The sequence below is a fragment of the Amycolatopsis sp. NPDC043885 genome (assembly GCF_056435685.1).
In genome coordinates this window covers 276,414-300,127 of the sequence record NZ_JBWKEA010000009.1, presented here as the reverse complement: position 1 = coordinate 300,127, position 23,714 = coordinate 276,414, and the positions used below count along the sequence as shown (strand labels likewise).

The 23,714-nt window shown below is 65.3% G+C and carries 22 protein-coding genes and 1 tRNA gene; 13 read left to right on the top strand and 10 right to left on the bottom strand.

From position 1 onward, the window contains the following. The first annotated feature begins 10 nt into the window (after nt 1-10). The 8 genes from AC069I_RS26240 to AC069I_RS26205 all read left to right on the top strand — a co-directional run bounded on the left by AC069I_RS26240 (nt 11) and on the right by AC069I_RS26205 (nt 7,569). Nucleotides 11-1,000: a 3-oxoacyl-ACP synthase III family protein gene (locus AC069I_RS26240; protein ID WP_478266580.1), complete on the top strand. Its 990-nt coding sequence runs from the start codon at nt 11-13 to the stop codon at nt 998-1,000. Then, nucleotides 997-2,931: an HAD-IIIC family phosphatase gene (locus AC069I_RS26235; RefSeq protein ID WP_478266579.1), complete on the top strand. Its 1,935-nt coding sequence runs from the start codon at nt 997-999 to the stop codon at nt 2,929-2,931. The genes AC069I_RS26240 and AC069I_RS26235 overlap by 4 nt, the downstream gene beginning before the upstream one ends. Then, nucleotides 2,928-3,155 (top strand): hypothetical protein, encoded by a 228-nt coding sequence (locus AC069I_RS26230; RefSeq protein ID WP_340684131.1) that lies wholly within the window; start codon nt 2,928-2,930, stop codon nt 3,153-3,155. The genes AC069I_RS26235 and AC069I_RS26230 overlap by 4 nt, the downstream gene beginning before the upstream one ends. Next, complete coding sequence (locus AC069I_RS26225; RefSeq protein WP_478266578.1) at nt 3,152-3,922, top strand: 2-oxo acid dehydrogenase subunit E2; 771 nt, start codon at nt 3,152-3,154, stop codon at nt 3,920-3,922. Before AC069I_RS26230 ends, AC069I_RS26225 begins: the two co-directional genes overlap by 4 nt. Next, nucleotides 3,922-4,974: an alpha/beta fold hydrolase gene (locus AC069I_RS26220; protein WP_478266577.1), complete on the top strand. Its 1,053-nt coding sequence runs from the start codon at nt 3,922-3,924 to the stop codon at nt 4,972-4,974. Before AC069I_RS26225 ends, AC069I_RS26220 begins: the two co-directional genes overlap by 1 nt. Next, complete coding sequence (locus AC069I_RS26215; RefSeq protein WP_478227754.1) at nt 4,967-6,166, top strand: FAD-dependent oxidoreductase; 1,200 nt, start codon at nt 4,967-4,969, stop codon at nt 6,164-6,166. Before AC069I_RS26220 ends, AC069I_RS26215 begins: the two co-directional genes overlap by 8 nt. Before the next feature lie 259 nt (nt 6,167-6,425). Next, nucleotides 6,426-6,662, top strand: coding sequence for a hypothetical protein (locus AC069I_RS26210; protein ID WP_478227753.1), 237 nt, complete (start codon nt 6,426-6,428; stop codon nt 6,660-6,662). Between the two features lie 79 nt (nt 6,663-6,741). Next, nucleotides 6,742-7,569 (top strand): alpha/beta fold hydrolase, encoded by an 828-nt coding sequence (locus AC069I_RS26205; protein WP_478227752.1) that lies wholly within the window; start codon nt 6,742-6,744, stop codon nt 7,567-7,569. A gap of 18 nt (nt 7,570-7,587) precedes the next feature. Here the strand turns inward: AC069I_RS26205 and AC069I_RS26200 are convergent, their stop codons facing one another. The 3 genes from AC069I_RS26200 to AC069I_RS26190 form a co-directional block, all read right to left on the bottom strand. Next, the gene (locus AC069I_RS26200) at nt 7,588-8,616 is read right to left on the bottom strand and encodes a helix-turn-helix domain-containing protein (RefSeq protein ID WP_478227751.1); all 1,029 of its coding nucleotides are present in this window, start codon (nt 8,614-8,616) and stop codon (nt 7,588-7,590) included. 269 nt (nt 8,617-8,885) lie between these two features. After that, on the bottom strand, nt 8,886-9,803 hold the full coding sequence (locus AC069I_RS26195) for an SDR family NAD(P)-dependent oxidoreductase (RefSeq protein WP_478227750.1): 918 nt from the start codon (nt 9,801-9,803) through the stop codon (nt 8,886-8,888). Between the two features lie 476 nt (nt 9,804-10,279). Beyond that, the gene (locus AC069I_RS26190) at nt 10,280-10,768 is read right to left on the bottom strand and encodes a sigma-70 family RNA polymerase sigma factor (RefSeq protein WP_478227749.1); all 489 of its coding nucleotides are present in this window, start codon (nt 10,766-10,768) and stop codon (nt 10,280-10,282) included. 371 nt (nt 10,769-11,139) lie between these two features. Between AC069I_RS26190 and AC069I_RS26185 the strand changes: the two genes are divergently transcribed. After that, complete coding sequence (locus AC069I_RS26185; RefSeq protein ID WP_478266576.1) at nt 11,140-11,556, top strand: SSI family serine proteinase inhibitor; 417 nt, start codon at nt 11,140-11,142, stop codon at nt 11,554-11,556. Between the two features lie 80 nt (nt 11,557-11,636). Here the strand turns inward: AC069I_RS26185 and AC069I_RS26180 are convergent, their stop codons facing one another. From AC069I_RS26180 to AC069I_RS26170, 3 genes are all read right to left on the bottom strand, one after another. Next, complete coding sequence (locus AC069I_RS26180; RefSeq protein ID WP_478227747.1) at nt 11,637-15,452, bottom strand: S8 family peptidase; 3,816 nt, start codon at nt 15,450-15,452, stop codon at nt 11,637-11,639. A 331-nt stretch (nt 15,453-15,783) separates the two neighbouring features. Beyond that, nucleotides 15,784-16,686 (bottom strand): hypothetical protein, encoded by a 903-nt coding sequence (locus AC069I_RS26175; RefSeq protein ID WP_478227746.1) that lies wholly within the window; start codon nt 16,684-16,686, stop codon nt 15,784-15,786. Between the two features lie 489 nt (nt 16,687-17,175). Continuing rightward, nucleotides 17,176-17,607, bottom strand: coding sequence for a hypothetical protein (locus AC069I_RS26170; protein WP_478227745.1), 432 nt, complete (start codon nt 17,605-17,607; stop codon nt 17,176-17,178). 313 nt (nt 17,608-17,920) lie between these two features. Between AC069I_RS26170 and AC069I_RS26165 the strand changes: the two genes are divergently transcribed. Then, on the top strand, nt 17,921-18,076 hold the full coding sequence (locus AC069I_RS26165) for a hypothetical protein (protein WP_478227744.1): 156 nt from the start codon (nt 17,921-17,923) through the stop codon (nt 18,074-18,076). Nucleotides 18,077-18,767: 691 nt separating this feature from the next. After that, a complete protein-coding gene (locus AC069I_RS26160; protein WP_478227743.1) occupies nt 18,768-18,902 on the top strand; it encodes a hypothetical protein in 135 nt (44 codons plus the stop codon). A gap of 12 nt (nt 18,903-18,914) precedes the next feature. On the opposite strand, the gene AC069I_RS26155 is transcribed toward AC069I_RS26160, so the two are convergent. Further along, nucleotides 18,915-18,987 (bottom strand) — tRNA-Asn (locus AC069I_RS26155). A gap of 162 nt (nt 18,988-19,149) precedes the next feature. On the opposite strand from AC069I_RS26155, the gene AC069I_RS26150 reads away from it, so the two are divergent. Then, nucleotides 19,150-19,329, top strand: a complete 180-nt coding sequence (locus tag AC069I_RS26150; protein ID WP_007031230.1) for a hypothetical protein — start codon at nt 19,150-19,152, stop codon at nt 19,327-19,329. A 52-nt stretch (nt 19,330-19,381) separates the two neighbouring features. Here AC069I_RS26150 and AC069I_RS26145 read toward each other — a convergent pair whose 3' ends face one another. Genes AC069I_RS26145 through dnaG form a run of 3 tightly spaced genes read right to left on the bottom strand, consistent with a single transcriptional unit; the run spans nt 19,382 to nt 22,602 of the window. Next, nucleotides 19,382-20,146, bottom strand: coding sequence for a trans-aconitate 2-methyltransferase (locus AC069I_RS26145; RefSeq protein WP_478266575.1), 765 nt, complete (start codon nt 20,144-20,146; stop codon nt 19,382-19,384). A gap of 33 nt (nt 20,147-20,179) precedes the next feature. After that, the gene (locus AC069I_RS26140) at nt 20,180-20,692 is read right to left on the bottom strand and encodes a hypothetical protein (protein ID WP_478227741.1); all 513 of its coding nucleotides are present in this window, start codon (nt 20,690-20,692) and stop codon (nt 20,180-20,182) included. 2 nt (nt 20,693-20,694) lie between these two features. Beyond that, nucleotides 20,695-22,602 carry a DNA primase gene (dnaG, locus tag AC069I_RS26135; RefSeq protein ID WP_478227740.1) on the bottom strand — a complete coding sequence of 636 codons (1,908 nt, stop codon included), beginning with the start codon at nt 22,600-22,602 and terminating at the stop codon, nt 20,695-20,697. A 142-nt stretch (nt 22,603-22,744) separates the two neighbouring features. On the opposite strand from dnaG, the gene AC069I_RS26130 reads away from it, so the two are divergent. Beyond that, a complete protein-coding gene (locus tag AC069I_RS26130) occupies nt 22,745-23,683 on the top strand; it encodes a sigma-70 family RNA polymerase sigma factor (RefSeq protein WP_478227739.1) in 939 nt (312 codons plus the stop codon). Nucleotides 23,684-23,714: the final 31 nt, after the last annotated feature.

Here is a 23,714-nt window from a genome sequence, read left to right as displayed (position 1 = left end):
CGGAACGGCCTTGCCCGGCGACGCGATCGACAACGAGGTCATGGCCAAGAAACTCGGCATCAGCGCCGAGTGGATCGAAATGTTCATCGGAACCAGGAAGCGGCACTTCGCGATCGACCTGGAAACCGGCAAGCCTACGCACACGCTGGCGGATCTCGGTGCGCAAGCCGGTGCTCAGGCGCTCGCCAGAGCGGGTCTTGAACCCGAAGAACTGGACTTCGTCATTCTGGCCACGGCCACTCCCGACACACTGATGCCCGCGACCGTGAACCTGATCGCCAGCCGGCTCTGCGTCAATCACGTCTCCACGTACCAGCTCCAGTCCGGCTGTGCCGGTGCCGTGCAAGCGTTGGACCTCGCTCGACGACTACTCGATGACCAGCACCGTCTCGGACTGGTCATCGGTGGCGACGTCAGCGTGAAACACTTCGTCGCCGACCGGGAAATGCAGGGCCTGCCCACCGCCGAACTCGTCAACTACCTCCTGTTCGGCGATGGTGCGGGCGCCGTCGTGGTCACGGCGGATGCCGTGCCGGGGGCGATCGTGCTGCGCCAGGTGCTCAACCGGTTCACCGGGCTCGGCCGCGCACCCGGGCAAGTCGTGCGCTGGTTCGGTGCGGGAGATCTGGCCCGTTCGCAGTCCGAGCCAGACCCGCCGTTCGAAGAGGACTACAAGGCGATCGAGGAGCAAGTACCACTGCTGGCCAAGGAAGCTCTCGACGAGATCCTGTCCTCGACGGACTGGGATCGGGAGTCGATGTCTTATCTGCTGCCTCCGCAATTGTCAGGACGCATGACCAGCAGGATCACCTCCGATCTCGCCCTTGGTCACGCGACGGAGATCAGTTGCGTCGCGGAAACCGGCAACACCGGTAACGCCACACCGTTCTTCCAGCTCGATCTGCTCTACGACCGAATCCGGCCTGGCGAACGTGCGGTCGCGATCGCGATCGAGTCCAGCAAATGGATCAAAGGCGCATTCACCGTGGAGGGAAAGTGACGACGGCCACCACGACCCAGTTGCTCGGCAGGTGCCCGGCACCCGGCGACGTCCGCCTCAGCCACCTGCACGCCACCGGAGAACTCATCGACAGCTACACCGCGGTGCCCGGGCTGCTGGCGGGTTTGGACGAAGCCGCCCTCCTTCGCGCCGGAACCGTGCTGTCCCAAGTGCACCCCGATGCCCTGATCCGACGTCATCCCGACCTTCCCGAGGCGACCGTGGCGATCACCGGAAGCTCCACCATCCGGCCGCTGGTGTCGCCGTTGAGCGCACAGCTGGCCCGGCATGGTTTCATTCCGCGCATACAGGTCGGCGGTTACGGCCAGTACGCGATCGAACTCCGGGAAACGCACAACGAGCTGTTCGCGACCGAACCCGATGTCACGGTGTGTCTGCTGGACGCCGACGCGGTGTTCCGGCGGATCCGGACTCCCTGGACACCGACGGATGTCCGGTACGCGCTGCGGCAGCTGAGCACGTCGCTCGAGGAGATCACCGACGCGTATCAAACCAGGCACACCGGCACGTTGGTCTTCAACACGGTTCCGCTGCCTTGGTACTGGGCCGCTCAGCTCATCGACCACCGTTCGCGTGCGCTGCTCGGTGCCGCGTGGCGGGAATTCAACGCGCATCTGCTCAGGTTCTCCACGAACCGGCCGGGGGTGCTGGTCGTGGACACCGAACCGCTGCTCGGCGAGTCCGGTGTCCTCGCCGACCCCCGGGCGAGCAGCTACGCCAACGTCCACTTCTCGGACGAGTTCTTTTCCGCCTATGCCAAGGAAATCGGCCATGTGGTGCGATCGCTCACCGGGCGCACCGGAAAGTGCCTCGTGGTGGATCTCGATGGCACGTTGTGGGGTGGAAGCCTCGCCGACGACGGCCCGAACGGTATCGAAGTCAGCGAGGGTTTCCGGGGTGAAGCCTTCCGCTCCTTCCAAGCGGCCGTGAAACAGCTCAGCTCCCAGGGTGTGCTGGTCGCCGTGTGCAGCAAGAACGACGAGGAAAAGGTCCTCGAGGTGTTCAAGCAGAACCCAGACCTGGTGCTACGTGCGGACGACATCGTGGCGATGGCCATCAACTGGGGTTCCAAACCCGGCAACCTGACCGAGATCGCCGACAAGCTGGGCATTGACGTGAGCAGCCTCGTCTTCGTCGACGATTCGGCGGCCGAACGTGGCATGGTTCGCGGTGCCTTGCCCGGTGTCCCGGTGATCGAGGTCGACGCCGACGAGCCCGCGCTGCATGTTCGCCGCCTTCTCGCCGACCGCTGGTTCGTCACCGACGAGATCACCCAGGCCGACCGAACCCGCGTTCAGCGCTATCTGACCGAGCGGAAACGCGTGCAACTCCGCGAACAGGTCGAATCGAAAGCCGAGTACCTGGCCGGCCTTGGGACCACGGTAGAACTGTTTCATGCCGGCCACGGCAACGCCGGGCGGGTCGCACAGCTGACCCAGCGCACCAACAGGTTCAATCTCACGGCGGACCGCCTGGACACCGCGGCCGTGCTCGACCTGATCGCGGGCCAGGACACCGAGGTGATCGCGGTCCGCTGCACCGACAGCTTCGGCGAATACGGGACGGTCGGCGCGGTCTTCACGCGCCGACGAGGTCCGGAGCTTCGAATCGACAACTTTGTCCTGTCCTGCCGCGTCCTGGCCCGGGACGTCGAGACCGCCTGCCTGCGGGCGATCCTCCGCCAAGCGGCACAGGCAGGGGTCACAAAGGTCACCGCCGCGTTCCGTCTGACCGGGATGAACGACGCGGTCAAGGACTTCTATCCGTTGAACGGGTTCATCGCCGATCCCGACTGCGAAGACGCCGATACCGGGTTCGTGCACGACCTGAGCACGGTGCCGCCGAACCCATCTCACATCGAGCTCATCGTGCGGCTGAACGAACTTCTCGGCGATCGGGCGGCCAAATGAGTATCGACGAATTCCTGGAGATCGTGGGCAGGGAATGCGGTCTGTACCTCACCAAGGACGATCTGCGGACCGATTTCGACCAGTTGCCGCGGTGGGATTCGTTCCACTTGCTGAAACTGCTGTCCGCGTTCGAAGCCGCGACCGGCCGGCTCCTGTCCGCCACCAGCTTTCTCGAAGCACGCAGCCTGGCCGACCTCCACGCACAGGTGGGAGCGACCAAATGACGACGATCCGGTGCCTGCCCGCCGCGCGACGGCATACCTGGCACTTCCTCCGATTCGTCCGGGCGGCCAGCCCCGTATACCTCGACACCGAAGTGGACGCCACGAAGCTGCTGGCGCACAAACATGCGGCGAACCGCAAGTACTCCGTGGTGAGCTACGTGATGCACGGCGTCAGCCGCGCAGTGGCCGAGTACCCCGCGGCGAACGCCGCCTGCGCGGGCGGTCTCCGTCCTCGCATCGTGTACCGCGGCTCCGTCGATGTGAAGCTGGCCCTCGACAAGGGAATCGGCAACCAGCGAGCGGCGCTTTCGGTTGTGATTCCCGACAGCAACCTCATGAGCATCGACGCGATCCAGGACACTGTGGACCGCCTGCGGGACACGCCCAGCGACGAGATCCCCGAACTTCGCGGCGCTCGTGCCTTGCAGCGGCTTCCGTTGCCCGTGGGACGGGTCGCCTTCGGCTGGGCCAATCGGCCGCGAAGCCGCCATCGGCGAATGGGGACCGTCGCGGTCACGTCCTTGGGCCACCGGCCGGTGGCCCGGTTCTTCTCCTCGGGTGGTACCACACTGACCTTCGGACTGGGCAAGATCACAGACCGCCCGGCGGTGCGTGATGGAGGAATGTGCGTCATGCCGATCCTCCCGGTCTCGCTCACCTTCGACCACCGCATCATCGACGGTGCCACGGCGGCCGACGTCCTCGGCAGTCTCAAGAACCGGCTCGAAACACTCACGAGCCGGAACGCCGGCGGGCCGATTCCCTGATGCCGTATCTCGCCGAACTGAGCGATCTCGTCCGGTTGCACGCACGAGTGCAAGGGCTTCCCGGCGCAGTGTGCAGGGAAATACTCGAACGCATCGACCACACCGACGGTGACGGGCCGGGATCCTGGTGCTGGGAATGGGCGCTCGCCGCCGACCGGATGGCCGAAACAGGACGTCACCTCGAGTCCTGCAAGCTGAACAACCTGGCGCGTTTTCCCTATCCGTCGAACCCGGCGCAGGAGCGCGCCGCACACCGGTGCGTGGCCGAGTTCGATCAATGGCGGTCGAGCCGGGGAGGGATCGATCGGCTCGAACTGGAACTGTCCGGGCACCGCGTGCCGGTGTGGGCCACCGGCCTCGACCCCGATGCGCCCCGCCCGCTGCTGCTGCTCATCGGCGGGATCGTGAGTGTCAAGGAGCAATGGGCTCCCTCACTTCCGACGGCGAGGAAGCTCGGCATGGCCGCCGTCGCCGCGGAAATGCCCGGCGTGGGGGAAAACCCGTTGACCTACGATCATGACAGCTGGCAGATGCTTTCCGGCCTGCTCAACAGGATCAACGAGATCGCCCCGGTGCGCGAGGTATACGCGGTCGCCATGAGCTTCAGCGGGCACCTCGCGTTGCGCTGCGCCGCACACGATCCGCGGCTGAGCGGTCTGGTGACCGTCGGCCCGCCGGTGTCGGCCTTCTTCCAGGACCGCACCTGGTGGGCAGGGGTGCCCGAAACCACGAAGCGAACGCTTGCCCATCTCCTCGGGGTCCCGGAAGGCGACGTCCCGGAACGTCTCGGCACCTTTGCCCTGCGGCCCGACGAGCTCACCCGGGTAACGGCTCCGGTCCATTCCGTCGTGAGCCTCCGCGACGAAATCATCCCCTCCGCGGACACTCGCTTCCTCGAGCGGCACCTCGCGAAGTTCAAGTCGATTCGGTTCGACGACGTCCATGGCTCACCCGGTCACGTGCTGCGGACCAGGCTGTGGATCGCCCACTCCCTCCTTCGCTTTCGTACGGCCCGTCATACGGCCTCGTTATTCAAGGGGTTCAATGGATAAGTTGTCCGTGGATGTCTGTGTGGTCGGCGGCGGACCGGCAGGGATGGCCCTCGGCCTGGAGCTTGCTCGCCGCGGGTGCGACGTCGCCGTCGTGGAGCAGACCAGTCATTTCAACCGATCGTTCCGAGGCGAAACGGTATCCCCCGACGCCGTATCATTGCTGGCCCGACTCGGGATCCTGGAGAACATCACGGCCGCCGGCGCGTTGGTGAATCGGAAGATGAAGCTCGCCGAACACGGGCGAACGCTTCTGGAAGTCGATTTCGACGACTTTCCGCATCACCATCGACACCCGCTGGATGTACCGCAGCCGACCTTGCTGGCCATCATGGAGCATGAGGCCCGCCTCCACGCCAGCTTCACCTTGCTGCGGAATACCTCGGCCATCGGCCTCGTGGAATCCGATGGAGCCGTCGTGGGTATCCGCAGCCGAGGTCCGGCCGGCGAGCAAGAGATCCACGCACGAATGACTGTCGGCGCCGACGGTCGATACAGCAACATACTCGAAATGTCAGGCCTCACGTACCGCCGGGAGCCGCTCGAGCGCGATGTCGTGTGGCTGAAGCTTCCCGCCCCGGCGGACTGGACGAGGGACACCTACCACATCCGGATCGCCGGTGGTCGGCACGGCTTGTTCATCCCGACCTATCCAGACCTCATGCGAGTCGGCTTCAACATCCCCAAGGGCGGACTCCGGAACCTTCGACGAGCCGGTCTGACGAGTTTGCACACCCGCTTGGACGAGCTCGCACCCGAACTCGCCGACTTGGTCCGAGACAACATCCGGAACTGGTCGGATACCTCGGTTCTGGACATCTTCACGAGCGTCGTGCCCCGGTGGTCCCGACCGGGGCTGCTGCTCATCGGTGACGCCGCGCATACCCTCTCGCCGATCTTGGGCCAAGGGGTCAGCCATGCCTTGTTCGATGCCATGACACTCGCACCGCTCCTGTCCGAAGCACTGCCCAAGGGCCGGGACGAACTCACGCTGGCGGCCAGGGAGTTCCAGCGGATCCGAGAACCGAGTCTACGGCGATCCCGTTCGCTGCAGCTTCGCCAGGAAAAACTGTTCACCTTTTCCGACCCGGTAAGGGTACTTCTGCGGTCCACGTTCTACCGGTCATTGAATCGGACCCCTTGGCTGAAGAAGAGGCTGTTGAACAACGTCTTCTTCCAACTACAGAAGCAGTGATCGAGGAGACAACAAAGCATCAGCCCAATGATCGCGCCAGTCACTTTCAATACGCATGTCTCGCCAAAGCGGCTTTCGCGACATTATCCCGACACCTTTCCTTGCCCGTCAAGAGAGGCTCTGCCGAACTTCCTGGATTCACCCATTCGGCCTCGCGCCATCCGCCAGGAGGGAGCCAGTCACCTGGCATCTTCCGGCCTACCACAAACCCTGGAAAGAATCGCTGCGTCCTGAACGAAAAAGAAAGGTAGGCACCAGCGTGCGTCGAATCTTCTCGGTTCTGCTCATCACCGCGGCCGCGATCGCCATCCCCTTCGTGGCTCCTGCGACCGTCGCCGCGGCACCGCGGCCGGATTCCGTTACCGCGAGCGGCGTGGACCTTGGGGTACGGCTGGGCGGGCTGGTCGGGACGGTCCACCTCGACCGCGGATGCGTCTCCGAAGAGCTGACCGGGGAGCTCTTGCGCCTCGATCAGTATCTGACCCTCGGTTGCTGATCCGCGACAGGCGTTGACCCCATGGTGCCGCCCGGTTGCCGGTTCGGGCGCCGGGCGGCACCTTCTTCGAAAGGCTCTCATGAACGGCAGCACTACCGGTTTTGTGGAACGGCCCGACGGAAGGCTCGCCTGCACGGTTACCGGGGAAGGGCCACTCGTGGTGTGCTCCCCCAGCCTCGGCGATCTCAGGAGTACCTTCACCTATCTCGCCGACGACCTGGCGTCCGCCGGATTCAAGGTGATCTCGGTCGACTTGCGTGGGCACGGTGATTCGAGCGTCGGCTGGCAGTCCTACTCGGCCGATGACGTCGCCGATGACCTGCTCGCCGTCGCCCGCGCGCATGATGCGGATACCGTGACACTACTCGGAAACGGCTTCAGCGGGGGCGCCGCCGTCATCGCCGCCGGCAAGGCGCCCGAGCTGGTCGCCGGGGTGATTCTCAGCGGCGCCGTCGTCCGTGACGTGCAGCTCGGCGCGGCCGAGAGGGCGATGATGCGGCTGGCGAACTTGCCCCGGCTGGGACAGACCTTGTGGATGTCCTACTGGCCCAAACTTTTCGGCTTCGAGAAACCGGCCAACTTCGAGCAGCGCCGGCAGGAGCTGGCGGAGAACATGGCCGAGCCTGGCCGGTTCGCGGCAGCCAGGGAAATGCTCAGGAGCAGCCGGGCTTCTGCGGAGCAGGCACTCAGCCAGGTCAGCTGCCCCACGCTCGTTCTGATGGGTGACCATGATCCGGACTTCCGGGATCCCGCCGCCGAGGCGCAGAACACCGCGACCCGCCTCGGCGGTCCGGCGACCGTCGTGATGGTCCAGGGGGCCGGGCACTATCCACACACCGAAGACATGGAAACCGTCGCTCCGGTGGTGATCGACTTTCTCCGCACTGTGGCGCCGGCCAGGTCCTGAACCTCACCACGGAGGGGTTCAGCGATCCGTTGGCGCTTGAGATGTGGATCGCTGGGTGCCGTCGTCCGCAACCGGGTTGGGAACCAGACCACGGAAGGCAACCTGAAGGCCGGCCTGAAATCGGGTGCGGGCACCCAGTGATTCGATCAAGGAGACCAGTCTGCGCTGGAACGTGCGGTAGGACAACCCGAGTTGCCGCGCGATGGCCTGGTCGGGAAGGCCGGCCGTCAGCAAACCGATGAGACGGAGATCTTCGGCGCTGATCGAGTCCGCGGAGATGTCCCCCCGCTCCGCTGCCGACAGCGGAGCCGCCGATCGCCATAGCACCTCGAATAACGCACCGAGTGCGTCCAGCAGAGCCGAGGGATGAACGATGACGACACTCTCGACCATTGTCGGATCCGACTGAAGTGGCAGCATGGCACGGCGGTTATCCGACAAGATCAGTTTGACCGGCGCCTCGGGAAGCACCCTCGCCTGCTCTCCTCGCGCGATCGCAGGTTCGACCTCGGTCTGCAAACTACGTGTCGCCAGTCCGGCCGTGTCATAGAGCGCACGGAACACGACGCCCCGTTCCAGCATCTGTGCCTCGACCGGAGCGAGAACCTTGGGCGCCACCACGTATGGATGCTTGTCGATAAAGCGAATCTCATTGCTGGTACCGCGGAGAAACTGTTCGACCCGCTGAGCGACCGCGTCCGCACCGGTGACGACCTCGACCAGTTCGGAGGGCTCCCAGCCGGCAGCGGTGCGGAGATTGCGAGCCGAGAGTTGCTCGGCATAGATCCGCGCACGCTTGATCCGCTCCTGTTGCTCGAGGAGCAGCACTTCAAGCGTGGCATCGGGAGCCGGTGTCATGAACGCCGGCGGTCTGTTCTCCGTGCGGGCGACAAGACCGAGGGCTTCCAGCCTGTCCAACAGCCGCCGAAGCTGCTCCCCGCCGAGCCCGGTCTGATCACGGATATCCTCGAAAGTGACCGGCGGGCTGTCGACGAGGAACTCATATACGGTCTGTGCGGCAGCGTCCAAGCCTACGATCTCAAGCATGAGTCGATCCTCTCGCTTACCCCAGCTCGATCCGACGACAAAACTGGCGGGAAGTCGAAACTGGCCAGAATACGCCACCGGTCGAGATTGACGGTTCGCGTGTTCATCCAGAATCATAGGACCTACGGCAACGCAGGGAGTGGTGACGGAATCGCCACTTGGGAGTGTGGAATAGTCGCTGGCGTACAGCGACTGAGGAGGGATGCCGGGTGGAACATGTGGAGCAGCACTGTTCCACTCGGCACTTCCTCAGAGAAACACTGGTTTCGTCAGTAGCAGGCCGAAGAGCACCCCTGAGTTGTTTCCCCCCAGGGAAGCCGCCTGCCGAGTGCATCCTCGGTCATCTCTTCGAGCGCCCGCTGAACGGGAGCACGCAGGATTTCGGGTTCCGGCTGCACGATCTCCTTTCCCTCCAAATAGAACTCGTGTGGCATCGTCCGCATCGTGGCGGCGTACAGCACGTTGTCGGCCGCTTCCGAAACCACGCCTCCCGGAAGCACCACCAACTTTCGCCGCAACTTGGTCTCGGTGACGCCAGGGTCAAGGCAAACTGCCGTGCATCGACTTCCCGCGAAGGCCGACGCCAGCGATGCGGTGTGCACCGCCAAGGCGAACTTCGACTGCGCATAGGCGAGCAAGGGATGATAGCGCCGGCCGTCTACGCATCCCAGGCCTATCGTCCTCGCCTGCCGATGTATGTCACAGACTACGTTGACAACACGGCAACAACGGGCCGCCCGCAGCAGATCGTAGAGTTCGGCCACCAAGAGCACAGGAGAAAGATAGTTCACCTGGAAGATCGACTCGTTACCATCCTCGGTCAGCGCACGTGGGTGCTGACCCGCGGTCGCGGCGTTGTTGACGAGAATGTCGATGTGGTCGAATGTGGACCGGATCGAGGCGGCCATACGCCGTACGTCAGCGAAGGAGCGCAGGTCAGCCAAGACCGGGACGATACTCGTGCCGGGATGCGCCGGAGCCAGCTCCGCGGCGAGTGCGCTCAGCAGAGAAGCCGACTTACCGTGTACCAGCAGTGTGTCGACGATCCCGGCGAGGCGATGCGACACCGCTTCCCCGATACCGTCCGTCGCCCCGGTGACAAGAGCCAATAGCCGTTGCCCGGTCGATGTGATGTCTCTCCGCTCCGACCGGCCACGAGTAGCTGAATTGTTTTCCGCTGATCCCATGTATCACAACCTTTTGTCCACCGGCGCGACCCTCGCCATCGTGCGCGGAACCGGCATTCTCCAGCCGATCGATCTCACTCGCCAGGTAGCTATCAAGGCACACCGCGCCCCCGGCCGGCCAAAGCCCGGAATAGCCGGACCGCCCGCAATGGGGACAAACCGCAAGAAGGTGTTGCATCACAGAGTGACGAGCCCAAGCTTCGATCATCCCCCAATCTCGCCCAACTGGCCGTCAGCGCGTGACCGACGCTTAACGTGATGCAATACTGGCGCGACCCCAAATTTCACACAACACCCGATCGTGTGGTTCGATTACATCCTCTGAGTAGGATGTGAATTGCCAACGTCTCAGTGACCACTACCTGGGCGCGTCGCACCGTCACTCGAATGGCACAACAGGATGTTTCGTCCCACGCCGGCTTGAACTACGTTCAAGAAGATTCACAGCCGAAGCGCTCGCGAATACGATCCAGGTTCTAGCACTCGTAGCAGTTGTTGATACGACGGCGAATTCGATAGAGCGCCGAGTACGTTCCCTGTGGGGTGGTACGCAGCACTTTCGCGATCTCCGCAGGGGGCAAGCCATCCGTGACCATCGACACCAACTTCCGGTCGCGCGGCGAAAAGTTGTCAAGTCGGCGCCTGAGCCAGTGCGCCTCAGCCCTGTCGCATACGGACTCGGAAGGATCCTGTGAACTCGCTGGGAACAACCGTCGGTCCCTGGCCATTCGCACAGCGACCGCGGTGCGGCGATTTTCGTCGATGCACAATCTGATCACGACGGTGACGAGAAACTGCTGCAGGCGCTCCATATCGAGGCTGGAATAGCAGGCTCCGCGAACGAGCGCCTCATGCACGATGTCTTCCGGATCGCCGGACGGGGAACATCTGCTCGCCGCTACCCGTATCAAAAACCCGCGCAATTTGGCGGACTCCCGCCAGTAGGTACTGGGCGAGGCGGTCATGACGTCCCCCCAACCGCCGCAACACTCCTCAGGTCAAGGTGATCCCAGACCTGCATCAACGATCGCTCCCGTACAGAGAATTTCAGCCAACGTATTTGTTCCACGAGCGTCCGCATACAAGACAGGAACGCTTCATGAAGGAACGCTAACGTTACCTGAACGAAAAGGCCAGGGCCTTAGGACCCTCGTTCCACGCGCCCGTTCGACTGTACGGTGCAAGCGGCGGAGGACATCCGAGTTAATCGCGTGAGATCCGCCGACGCACCGCGAAACATAGTGGAGGCGAGGCACTGGAGACAGCATGCCCTTGCGCGAGTGTCATCCGATCGTCAAGCGTGAACACGTGGACGGGAAGAAGGCGAAGATTCGAAGTGATCTACAAACACGCTCTTTGGCCTTTGCTGGCCATGATCCTTATCGCACACACCGGGACCGCCGGTGCCACGACCGTGGCCGAACCACCGCCTCAACGGTCGAAGCATTTCATACAAATGGAACTGAAGGTATCCGACGAGCCGACCGGGTCGGTCGCGCGCACTCGTTACCTGTACTGCGACCCGACCGGCGGCAACCATCCCTACGGAACCGGCGCCTGCCATGATATCGATGTCGCCCGTGGTGAGCTTGACAAGCTACCCGGTAAGCCCGGCAAGCCCTGTAGCGGACTTTACGCTCCGATAAAGGTCACCGCGATGGGCGAGTGGCGAGGTACGCCGGTGTATTTCAGCCACACCTACCGGAACCAGTGCGTTCTCCGCATCAGCACTGGGCCGGTGTTCCAGTTCTAGATGTTCGCCGGGTCTCAGCACACCGGTCACCGCGCGAGGAGGATCACGTCTCCATCGCGCGGCGACCGGATACAGTGGTGCTATGGAGCGGGGTGTTCCGTAAGCGCGTACGCCCGTTCGAGAGTTTGACTCATCCGATTCCCGGCTGTGTCCCAAGCTTCAGCACGAAGCGAGACGAACCCCGATGTCTCACCGAGCCTCGGATGCGTGATCCGTACCGAATAGCGGCCGTCAGCAGAACGAACCACCTCCGCTCGGTCCCATTTGGCGCCGTCATTCGTCGAGTACCAGAGCCGAAACTCGCTGATGCGGCCCGCTCCCTCTGCACCGTGATGGTGTCCAGCCGTGACGTCGAAGACATGGAGCTTGCCGGCCGGCGCCTGGTTGAGCAGATCAAGCCCGAGCTGGTAACCAATGGTGATGAGCGGTTGGTAGCTACATTTCCGCCAGTCGTCGAGGCAGCCATACCCGGGCGGGATTGCCTCCGGGGGAGCCGACCTGAACGTCGATGCCGTACTGATCCGCGGTGTCAGGCGGTGCACCGCCTTGTTCGGCCAGCCGAACACCGGACGGTCCGGCACGGTTTCCTCCGAATCGAGCCGGAAGATCCCCGTTCGTCTGTCGAGCGGGAAGAGGGGGATGGGCAGATCCGGGCGCCGCATGGCAGGAATTTCTTCACCACCCTGACGCAAGGTGACCTTACTGATGTACTCCCCGGACTGCCAGGGCTCGCTATAGTGCCCCGGCGTGGAATCCATCCACTGGGCGGCAGGCAAGAACTCTCCGTTATCGCCGCGGCACAGCGAGCACAGTACGGGGAAGGCGCCTGGGTTGTGGTCTGCCGCGCCACCACGAATCGGTGACTGGAACCATCTTTCCTCTGGGGCGTGTCCGGCATTCGCGAAGATGTTTTCCGCGATCATGGTGAAGGTTGTCGAAAAGTCCGGCACGCCGTCCTTACCCGGTGCCATCTGAGTGACGTACCGCTTCCAGAACACCGTGTCGTCGGCGGGCCCGACGTACTCCGTCCATTTGCCCTGACCCTGGAACTGGGTCCCGCTGAGCGCGATGCTGGACGGGCCGTCCGTGGGCAAGGCGAACCACCTCTTCCGGTACACCAGATCGGCGCGGTCGCCGTGATAGCGGGTGTCGATGGCCAACATCCGCCGACGATCGACCTTGTTGACATGCTGCGCGGGCACGCCGTTCCGATCACGGAAGTAGACGTTGTACATGTATTCCGGCTGGTTCCGGCTGCTCAGCAGAAGGACGGCATCACCGCCGCGGATCAACTGCTCAAGCCGGTCGCTTTCCGGCCGGTCCAGTGACAGCAGAACCTTGCCACCGGTCAGCATGCCCAGGACCTTGGTGGGTTCGAAGCCGGACGTTGCCATCGAAGCCGGCACCGCCACCTGCCGCTCGCCGACGAACTCGCCGGCGACCGCGGCGGGATCGTACTCGGGACGCAGGATCTGCTCGCCGGCCCGCGTTCGGACTCGCAGGCTGACCAGTGCCTGGCCTAGCGTCAGATAGTCCTGTGACCCCACTGTTCCATGCCCGGCCGGGGTGGCCGGTGTGACGAACATCTTCCATCCGGTTCCGGACGTGAGAACACCACTCGCGAAAGCGACCGGCGCGCCGGGGATGGTGCGATGTACCGAGGTGAACCGCTCTCGAGTGTCGGTGAGTTCCTGGGTCTGGATCTGCATCGGCACTGTGGCGCGCGCGTCCAGGGCGACGGTGCTGGGCTTGTGAACAGGGACGCCGGCCGCGACAAGCAGGCTGGCACGCCGCGTCTGACCCCTTCGCTCGGCGATCGTGGCCGTCACCGAATAGTGCCCATGCGGCACTGAGATGGTGCCGGTGCCTCCCTTCACCGTCACCGAGTAGACCGGCGGAAGGAACGGATCGTTGTTCTTCCAATTGCTCCAGTCGTAGTCGTCACGAACGACGGTCAGTGATTGCGCCCCAGGCGCTTTGCCCTGGGAGTCGATCATCTTCACGGTCAAGGGGACCTTTTCGGGCTCCTTGTAGAAGCTGATCGGTGTCCTGACGTCAGCCTTGCCATCAGCGGCCTTCGCCCTGACCACACCGCCATACGCACCTGATCCCCCGCCGACGGTGGGATCGATCGTCACCGTGGCCGTGGCCTTGCCGCCGCTGGGCACGACGAGGGTGTCGGAATCGAGCGTGGCCATGCCGGCAGGCACCGGCTCGCCTTTCCACGTCGTTACGGAAGCTTCGAGCGAAACCGTGACGGCGCGGTCGGAGAGGTTGGTGTAGGTCACCGGACGCTTCGCTTTCGCGCTACCCGCCGAACCGGGCAGGCGTCCGAAGGAGATCGCCGACGGTGCGAGCACCGTGCTCGCCAGTGTCTTGGGAATGTCGGCTCGGCCTGCGCCTTGCTCATACCAGGGGACACCGACGTCCTTACCCGTCGAGGTGAGCATCGCCTTCAGCTCGCTCGACCGCCATTGCGGGTGCTTCTGGGCGAGAATGGCCGCCGCTCCGGCGACATGCGGTGTGGCCATGGACGTACCGGAGAGCCGCGTGTAACGCTCACCCACCGGTTCCCCGATGTCGGTTCCGCCGGCGCGGGCAGCCGCGATGTCCACGCCCGGCGCGACGATTTCGGGTTTCACCATCGCGTCGGTCAGCCGCGGCCCCTTGCTGGAGAATTGGGCCGGCCTGTCCGCCTTGTCCACAGCGCCCACCGCGAGCGCCGTACTCGCCGCCGCCGGAGTCTCCACCATGGCGATCCCGCCCGAGTTGCCCGCGGCGGCCACGAAGAGCGCACCGGTCGCCGCGGTCAGCTTGTCAGCCATCTCGCTGAGCGGGTCACCGCCGGCCGAAGGGCCCGCGCCGAGACTCAGATTGATCACTCGTGCTCCGGAGTGAGCCGCCCACTCCATACCGGCCATGAGCTGTGATTCCTCGCCATAGCCCGCGCTGTCGAGAACCTTGGCGTTGAGCAGCTTCACCCCCGAGGCCACGCCGCGATACTTGCCCGCCGACGCCGCGCCCGATCCGGCGATGATCGAGGCTACATGCGTGCCGTGGCCGTACCCGTCATTCGTGTCCGGGTCCGTGGTGAAGTTCCGCGAACCCGCGATCCTGCCCGCCAGATCAGGGTGCGCGGCGTCGATACCGGTGTCCAGCACCGCAACGGTGACGCCGCTGCCGTCGAGTCCTGCCCGCCAAGCCTGGGGAGCACCGATCTGCGCCGCGCTCTCGTCCAAGTTCACCCTGACCCTGCGGTCGAGGCGAATCTTCACGTCACCACTGAACGCCTCTGGGTTACCACCTTGGCCGACCAACGCCCGCCAGAACGCTCCCGCCTCGGCGCGGCGGACCTTCACGGCCGCCGCGTTGATGGTGGGCAGGGTCAGCGTCCGGTCGCTCGCGGGAAAGGCATCCGCCTGGTGGGCGACGACCTCAGCAGGTGTGTCATTCCCGTAGCTCACTATCACCGGCAGCTTCCCGGTCTTGGCATCGGTCAAACCCTGACGGACGAGTTCCTTGACGTCGAACAGCTCCGGGTCGATCGCACCGGATACCAGGTAAGGCTCCACATCCGAGGGGATCACAGAGAAGCCGTCCGAATCGGTCCTGGTCTGAAAGATGGGTGGCTCCCCGGGCCGAGGAGCCGGCTCGATCGACACTCCTGCTTGGCCACCTGCACGTTCGAAGTAGGTGACGACGTCACCGGTCAGCAAGGTCACGCGATGCGACTGCTCGCCGCCACTCGCGAGCCTGTCCGCACGAGTGGCGGCGGACTGCTCTGCCGACGCTCCACCTACGACGATCATGGTGAGGAGGAGGCTGAGCACTATCAGAAACAGACACGAGCGGCTGCGTAGAACACCACCAGCCAGCGGATTCAAATGGGCCTGCATAACACCCTCGTTTCCAAGAAAACACAGAGAACATGGATCGGGCGTCGACTGCAGGCTGCATCGCCTTCATCCGCCCGGCACGTCCGCCCTCCTTTGTCATCCGTCGGTCGACTGCGTCAACGCATGATGACCTGGTTCTCTGGCCCCTGGTTACAGGAATCGTCGGCGGAATCTCGACAATGACCACTACTCGCCGTCACACACCGAGGTGGTACGGGTGCACTCAGCGAGGCCACGGGCCTGCTTCCGTGGCCCGTCGACGACGTCAGCCGCCCTCACTCCGCCAGTTGGGGCACGCGGGTGTCCTCCTGGGGCAGGGGGTGTCCGTCGTTCAGTACCTCGCAGTACGTGCGGCGACAAGGGCGCTTACAACGGCCTCCCTGCCGCGTTCGTCGGCGCGAATTGTGCTATTCACCTCGATATGCACGAAAGCCGTGCGTTTGGCAGCCGCCATCTTTCCCTGCACATTGGTGTCACCCTCGAGGCCGCGACACGATTCAGTCCAGGCATGACACAGCGCGAATCCGGCCGCCGTCAGCCGATCGGCCACGCCCAACGCCATGTCATCGACCTCGGCCGCCCCGGTGGAGAGCACGATATCCTTGCCGGGTTGGCTCGAGTCGTGAAATCCGTGGAGCTGAATTTGACCGTACCCGCGTTCGGCCAATTCCGTGGCGATGGCGTGAAACATGGAATTCTCCCGATGCGCGACATCTGCTTGTGTACCGGCGCGCCGGTGAGCTCCCGCCATCAGCAGCACCGCACCGGGGACCATTCTGAAGTAGGACAATCCCATCTGTTCGGTGCGCAGGTCCGAGTTGGGATGCGGTACCTCGACAACGATCGACGGAGGTGCTGAACGATCGATCAGGTAGACGCCCCAGGCACGCTCGGATTCAGGTTCGTTCATCACGAGCGTGTAACCTCGGCCGGTCGCCGAGTCGACACCGTCATGAACGGAAAATCCCAGCTCGTCAAGCCGGGATCCGGTCGCCTCCCCGCGGTCGAGGAGCGCGGTGAACCCATCGGCCCCAGCACGGCGTTCAGCCACATTCGGTGACCGATACGGCCGTTCTGCATCAAGTCCGGCGACGAAGGACGAGATATGCGGGGCCAGATCGAGGCCCCTGGACGATTCCTGAGGCCCGCGTCCGAGCTTGAAGATCACCACCAGGACAATCGCCAGTGTGACAGCTACGCTGACCACGGCGACGGTTCGAGATCTGCTGCGCATTCGAGAAGTGTATTACCGGCGGTCGTTCAACAGAAGGTCCAGTGCTTCCCATCAAGAATAATGCATACCTGGTTGGATGCAGGAAACGGTGATACTGCCTGGAGCTGCGATTCCAATGGCCAGGCACCAAGACGGATCCGGCCAGCGCATTCAGATTCTTGATCATTTTCCCCTACGAGGCCCCGCCGGCTGATGGCACCGACGAGGAACCGGTCACCCCGGAGAGGCTGAAACCCTTGCAGACACGTGGTCACGGCCACCTGATCACGGCGAGGACTCGTCCATCGACGTCGAAGCGGCCAGCAGACATCTTTGACCTCCGGCTCTCGCGCGCGGATCCACTCCGGTCCCGCGGCGGACGTCCCAGGTTCGGAGTGGACCCGATGGTAATTCCCCCGCCTTCGACCCCGCGGGGACCAGCCTTGGCACCGCGGTCCATCGACCATGTGATGCCGCGAGTCCCCACCGGCGGGAACTCGCGGACCGCGGCTAATCCTTCCGGCAGTGGTCGACGAAGGTGACCGTGGTGACCCTGTCCTTCACAACCTTGACCACGGCGGTAGCTCTCTTCACATTGATGCGCTCGAAAGGTCCCTGCACCCTGATGTTGACGACCTCGCAGTTCTTGGGCATGTCCCGTTCCCTCACCTGATAACTGCCAACAGCAAGCTTTGACTCCGAGCGGCACTCCCAGCCGCGCAACAGCCACTCCGCGATCTTTCCTTCGCCAGGTTGACGGATGATGAATCTGAACTTCCCCTTCACGTCTTCGAAACCGCGAACCTGTTTGCACACCCTGATTTCCCCCAGGTCCTTGCGATCAGCCGCCGCCTCTGGCGCCACCAGCGCCGACCCGCCCGACATGAGCGCGAAACCAGCCGCGAGCGCGACGGTCGAACGGCCGCGAACTTGCCATTTCATCAGCATTACTCCTCCCGTATCGGCCAATTTTTAATATGACCTCAGTAGCATTGCAGAATTCCATGAACAGCTAAAGATATCCGCATGGCGAATAGTCGTCACTGACCGATGTGAAATATTCCGCAAGAAGGAACACTGTTCGCGATTAACCCGTGCGCCCATGACGACAGGCGAACCCGCCGACGGCGAACTCTACCCGGTCACCTCGTTTGGCCGAGCGACTGCGCCAAACTGCGCAAGGGAGAGGTCCGTGTGCGAGGTGTCGAGGTGACGCGGTCCGTGCGAACGCCTGTCGAACCAGACGCCCTGTCCCTTGTGTCCCCTGGTCGAAGACGCCGTCGGCGACTTCCCCCCGGTGACCGCCGCGCGCACGGTCACGTTCCTGCTGCGCACCGGTGCGATCGTCACCGGAGTCATGATCGTGGTGGTCGCTCGCCCGCGGCGCCGGGGTCGCCCCAATGTCACGTAGCTTAAGTTGATCTTGGACGATGTTGACGGGTGAGGTGAAGGCTCCCTTCGCTGCGCCTGATGCGACGAAGGGCGCCTTCGGCCCTGGTCGCGGGTCGGGTTGGTCGTGAGTGGCGTTTCGGGTTCTAACCCGAAACGCCACTCACGACCCCCTCGTGAACGCAGTCGGCTCCTGTCGGCCAGGGCAACCGAGCGCGTGACCTGCGGCAATCCTCACCGCTTACGATCAAGACCCCCATCCAAGATCAACTTAAGCTACATGGCATTGGGATCGCCCCGTCCTTGATGAACCGGGCGGGGCATTCGGTGCTCGGCCTGGCGGCACCGCCGGCGCTCCTGGTCGCGACCGCGTGCTCGGTGTCCTGGCGTGCTCGGCCCGGCACGGACGTTGCGAGCGCCGACTGCCGTCATCACGATCACCGGGCCGACCGGCGCCGTGCCGCCGGGGCCCGCGATGTACCTGCCTGTCGCAGGTCTTCGCTCGAGTCCCGGCTCCTGGACGGCCGCGGGCGAAGCTGGACCTGTTCTCACGGTCCTGCTCATCACCTCCCGGCTCAGGGTGGCGACCTGGTGGCGACATGGCCGACCGCGCCACCGCCGAGGCGGTGATCCGGAACCGGCCCCCCGCAGGGCACGATCGGCCCCGCCGATCAACTCAAGGCTGTTCTCGCAGGTCAGAAAGCTTGCCCTTGGTGACTCCGCTTTCCGCGGAAAGCCGTCTACCCGAGAGCAGCACGCTGGGCACCGCCACAGCCACGATCTTCAGCACGCCGCACCTGGACCCCAAACACGAAGAAGCCCAGGCCGCGTGGCCTGGGCTCTCCTGATGGAACTCTGTGCTCCCCCGCTTGGACTCGAACCAAGAACCCTCCGGTTAACAGCCGAATGCTCTGCCAGTTGAGCTACAGGGGATTGTGCTCCGTACCGGCCGGATCGCTCCGACCGATGAGAGAACTTTAGCCCATGCCCCCGGCGGCCGCGCACCCACCCCCCACTTCGGGGATCACCTCGTCAAGCCCGCGTTTTGAGGGACAATGACGGCTGGAGCAAGATTGAACGGAGGCGTGGACTCGGATGAAGATGTTCCTGCTGGGCGCGGCCGCGGGCTACGTGCTGGGCGCGAAGGCCGGCCGGGGGCGGTACGAGCAGATCGTGCGGACCTACCGCAAGATCGCTGACCACCCCATGGTGCAGGGCGCCGCCGGGGTCGCTCGCGCCAAGGTCGGTGAGCGGTTCGGGCGGCCTCAGCGCTGACCGTGCCCGAGACGAACCGAAGGGGCCCTTCGCCATTGGCGGAGGGCCCCTTTCACGGCACGACGGCGACCACGAAGACGCGCCGGAACTCGAACCAGGTGGTCCCGTCGGGACGCGGCGGGTAGGCCTCGTCCAGCTTCCGGGCGATCTGAGCCCGGAAGTGGTCCCAGTCCTCCCCCGGCAGGGCCTCCTTGACCGGCCGAAGCGAGGTGCCGCTGATCCATTCGAGTACGGCGTTCTCCCCGGTCAGCCGCTGCAGATACGTCGTCTCCCAGGCGTCGACCGCGCATCCCTCGTCGGCCAGCAGGTTCCCGTAGCCGAGCGGGCTGTCGACGGCCTCGTTCTCCCGCAGGACGACGTCGGCGAGGCGCGGAGCCCACTCCTCGGTGCGTGCGAGGGCGCGGACCAGGGCATGCGACGGGGCATCGAAGTTGCCGGGGACCTGGAACGCGAGCGTCGCCCCGGACGGCAGGAGGCTCACCCAGCGGCGGAGCAGGTCGCGGTGCTCCGGGACCCACTGGAGCACGGCGTTCGAGATGACCACGTCGGTGTCCGGTCCGGGCACCCAGTCGTTGACGTCGAGCACTCGCGCGTCGACGCCGCGTGAACGGGCGGCTTCGACCATTTCCGGTGAGCTGTCGCTCGCCTCGATGATCGCGCCGGGCCAGCGTTCCGCCAGGCCGGCGGTCAGGTTGCCGGGTCCGCAGCCGAGGTCGGCGACCCGGCGGGGCTGGTCGGCGGGTATCCGCCCGACGAGGTCGTGGAACGGCCTGGCCCGCAGGTCGGCGTAGTCGAGGTACTTGACCGGATCCCACATGGCGCCTCCCAGCGATACAGTACGAGCGTACTGCTAGCCGCCGGGCTTCGCCAGCTTCCTGGCCGCTTCCTCGGCGATCGCCTTGACGACGTCGACGTCGGTGCCCGGATCGGGGCGTACCTGAAGCACCGTGCCGTCCTGACCGGGGACCTTGCGCTCGACGAACCACGCTCCCCCGGTTCCGAGGTCCTTGCGGTGCCGTCCCCGGACCGAGCCGTCGACCCGCTGCCGCACCAGGATCGGGACCTTGCCGGGCTTGGGCAGCCGGAACCGGACCGGGGCCTTGTCGGCCAGCAGCACGGCGTTCCCCGCGGTCCCGGTCTCCTCGGACTCGGTCAGGGTCAGCACGCCGTCGGACCACGCGGCCTTGCCGACCAGATGCCAGCCGACCCGGCGCGGCCCCGGTATCCACAGGCCCAGCGCCGTGACCAGCAGGTATCCGCCGCCCTCGACCGCCGCGCCGCCGACGACGTGCTCGCCGTCGTCGAGCGAGCCGTCGAAATCCGCCGGGACACGGTCACCCAGCAGGTGACGCAGCCAGCCCATGCTCAGTCCAATCCGCCGATGGCCTGTTCCTTCAACGCCTTCCGGTACTGCTCGAGCGCGACGAGGTCGCCGAACAGGGCGCGGTAGTCGTCCGGCGCCTCGACCGGGGAAAGCCGCTGGAGCTTCGACTTGATCTCGTTGATCTGGCGGCCGACGAGGCTCTCCTGTACCGCCGCGAGTTGCGCGGAGATATAGCGCGAATCGACCTCGCCCTTGGCGCGCAACGGTTCCACCGAAAGCTCGCTGAGCACTCGCCGCACCGTCCCCTGCGGGCAGTGCGGGGCGGCGGCGTCGAGCAGGGCGGGTCCGGTCAGCCCGGAGCCCGCTCCCCCGGCGGCCAGCAACGCCTTGTGGATGGTGACGTAAACCGGATGGGTGAAAGCGTCCTCGGGGAGCGAGTCGTACTCGGCCCCGGCGAGCATCGGTTGCTGCAGCGCCGCCTTGAGCGCCTCACGCTGCGCGATGAACCGCGGGTCGCCGGGCGCGGGCCTGGGCAGGTCCTCCTCGGCCGCGGCCGCCGCCGAGGAGGGAGCGGGCCGCCGGACCTCGACGGTGGCGGAGCGTTTCGCCGTGGCCCCCGCGCTGCCGCGCACCCGGTTCACCACCTGCGCCGCGTCCTGCCAGCCGACCCACCACGCGAGCTTCGACGCGTAACCGTCGCGGCTGGCGCGGTCCTTGATCCCCGCGACCATCGGGACGGTCTTCTGCAGCGCCGCCACCTGACCGTCGACGGAGTCGAGGTCGAACGCCTTGAGCATGCTCTTGATCGCGAACTCGAACAGCGGGATCCGCCGCGCGACCAGGTCGCGCACCGCGGCGTCGCCCTTGGCGAGCCGCAGCTCGCAGGGGTCCATGCCGTCGGGGGCGACCGCGATGTAGGTCTGCCCCGCGAAGGTCTGGTCGCCCTCGAACGCCTTCAGCGCCGCCTTCTGGCCCGCCTCGTCACCGTCGAAGGTGAAGATCACTTCGCCGCGGAAGGCGTCGTCGTCCATCATCAGCCGCCGGAGGACCTTCATGTGGTCCTCGCCGAACGCCGTCCCCGACGACGCGACGGCCGTCGGGACACCGGCGGCGTGCATCGCCATCACGTCGGTGTAGCCCTCGACGACGACGACCTGGTGCCGCTTCGCGATCTCGCGTTTGGCCAGGTCGAGGCCGAACATCACCTGCGACTTCTTGTAGATCGGCGATTCCGCCGTGTTCAGGTACTTCGCCGAGACGCGGTCGTCGTCGTACAGGCGCCGCGCGCCGAACCCGACCACCTCGTTGCCGACGTCGCGGATGGGCCAGAGCAGCCGCCGGTTGAACCGGTCCATCGGCCCGCGCTGCCCCTCCTTGGCCAGCCCGGCCGTGAGCAGTTCCTTGACCTCGAACCCGCGATTGAGCAGATGTTTCGTGAGCTTGTCCCAGCCCGCGGGCGCGTACCCGCAGCCGAACGTCTGCGCGGCGGCCGCGTCGAAACCCCGTTCGGACAGGAAGTCCCGCGCCGCCCGCGCGTCCGGGGTGAGCAACTGCTCGGCGTAGAACTCCTGCGCGGCGCGGTGCGCCTCGATCAGCCGGGAGCGGGTGCCGCGATCACGCTGGACGCTTCCGCCGCCGCCTTCGTAGGTCAGCCGGAACCCCACGCGATCCGCGAGGCGCTCGACGGCTTCCACGAACGAGATCAGGTCCATCTTCTGGATGAACTTGATCACGTCACCGCCTTCGCCACAGCCGAAGCAGTGGAAGGTGCCGTGGGTGGGGCGCACATTGAACGACGGGGTCTTCTCATTGTGGAACGGGCAAAGCCCTTTCAGGCTGCCGCCGCCGGCGTTGCGGAGGGCCACGTAGTCACCGATGACCTCGTCGATCCGGTTGCGCTCGCGCACCTCCGCGATGTCGCTCTCCCGAATCCGTCCTGCCACGCTCATCACTCTAGGCCGTGTCCGGTCAGTCGCTTCGATGGGCTTCGTGATCCAGGTCAGTGGCCGCCCGGGCGCGAAGACCGCGAAGTGACTGACCGGACACGGCCTGACCTCCCGCTCCCCGAGCGCTGTACGGCACACTCGGGGAATGAGCACCGCCCTGGACGAACTCGCCGGGAATTTCGCCGCGCTGCGCCCCCATCTGGTGTCGGTCGCCTACCGGCTGACCGGCACGCTGTCCGACGCCGAGGACGCGGTCCAAGAGTCGTGGCTGCGCCTGAGCGGCCTGGACGAACGACGCCGCTCGGCCATCGAAGACCACAAGGGCTGGCTGACCACCGTCGTCAGCCGTATCTGCCTCGACCGGCTGCGGTCCGCGGTGGTGCGCCGCGAGCGGTACGTCGGCGAATGGCTGCCCGAACCCGTCCTCGGCCCGCTGGGCACGCCGTCGTCGGAGGATCCGCTGACCGTCGCCGTCCGCGACGACGGGATGCGCATGGCGGCGATGGTGGTCCTCGACCGGCTGACGCCGGAACAACGCGTCGCGTTCGTTCTGCACGACGCGTTTTCGGTGCCGTTCGGCGAGATCGCCGAGATCCTGGGCTGCACACCGGAAACCGCGCGCCAGCACGGTTCCCGCGGCCGCCGCGCGGTCGCCGACGCCGATCCGCCGCCCCGGACGGCGCTCGTCGAACAGCAGCAGATCATCGAGAAGTTCATGACCGCGATGCTCACCGGCGACATCCAGGCGGTGGCCGAGGTGCTGCATCCCGACGTCGTCCTCGTCGGCGACGGCGGCGGCAAGGCCCGCACGGCGATCCACACGGTCGCCGGGTTCGACAAGGTCACCCGGCTGTTCCAGGGCCTCATGCGAATGTACGACCCGGCGGGGATGGAGCAGGCGAGGTTCGCGCTGGTCAACGGCGACCTCGGGGTCTACCTCCCGCCTCAGCCCGGTTCGGACCGGTACCGGGCGCTCGACGAGCACGTCGACGCGTTCGTCATCCGCGACGGGAAGATCGTCGCGATCTACGACATGGCGAACCCGGACAAGCTCACCACCGCGCGGACCCGCGTCGGCCCCTGACCGCGTTTAGTCCTCTGAATGCGCCCTGGGC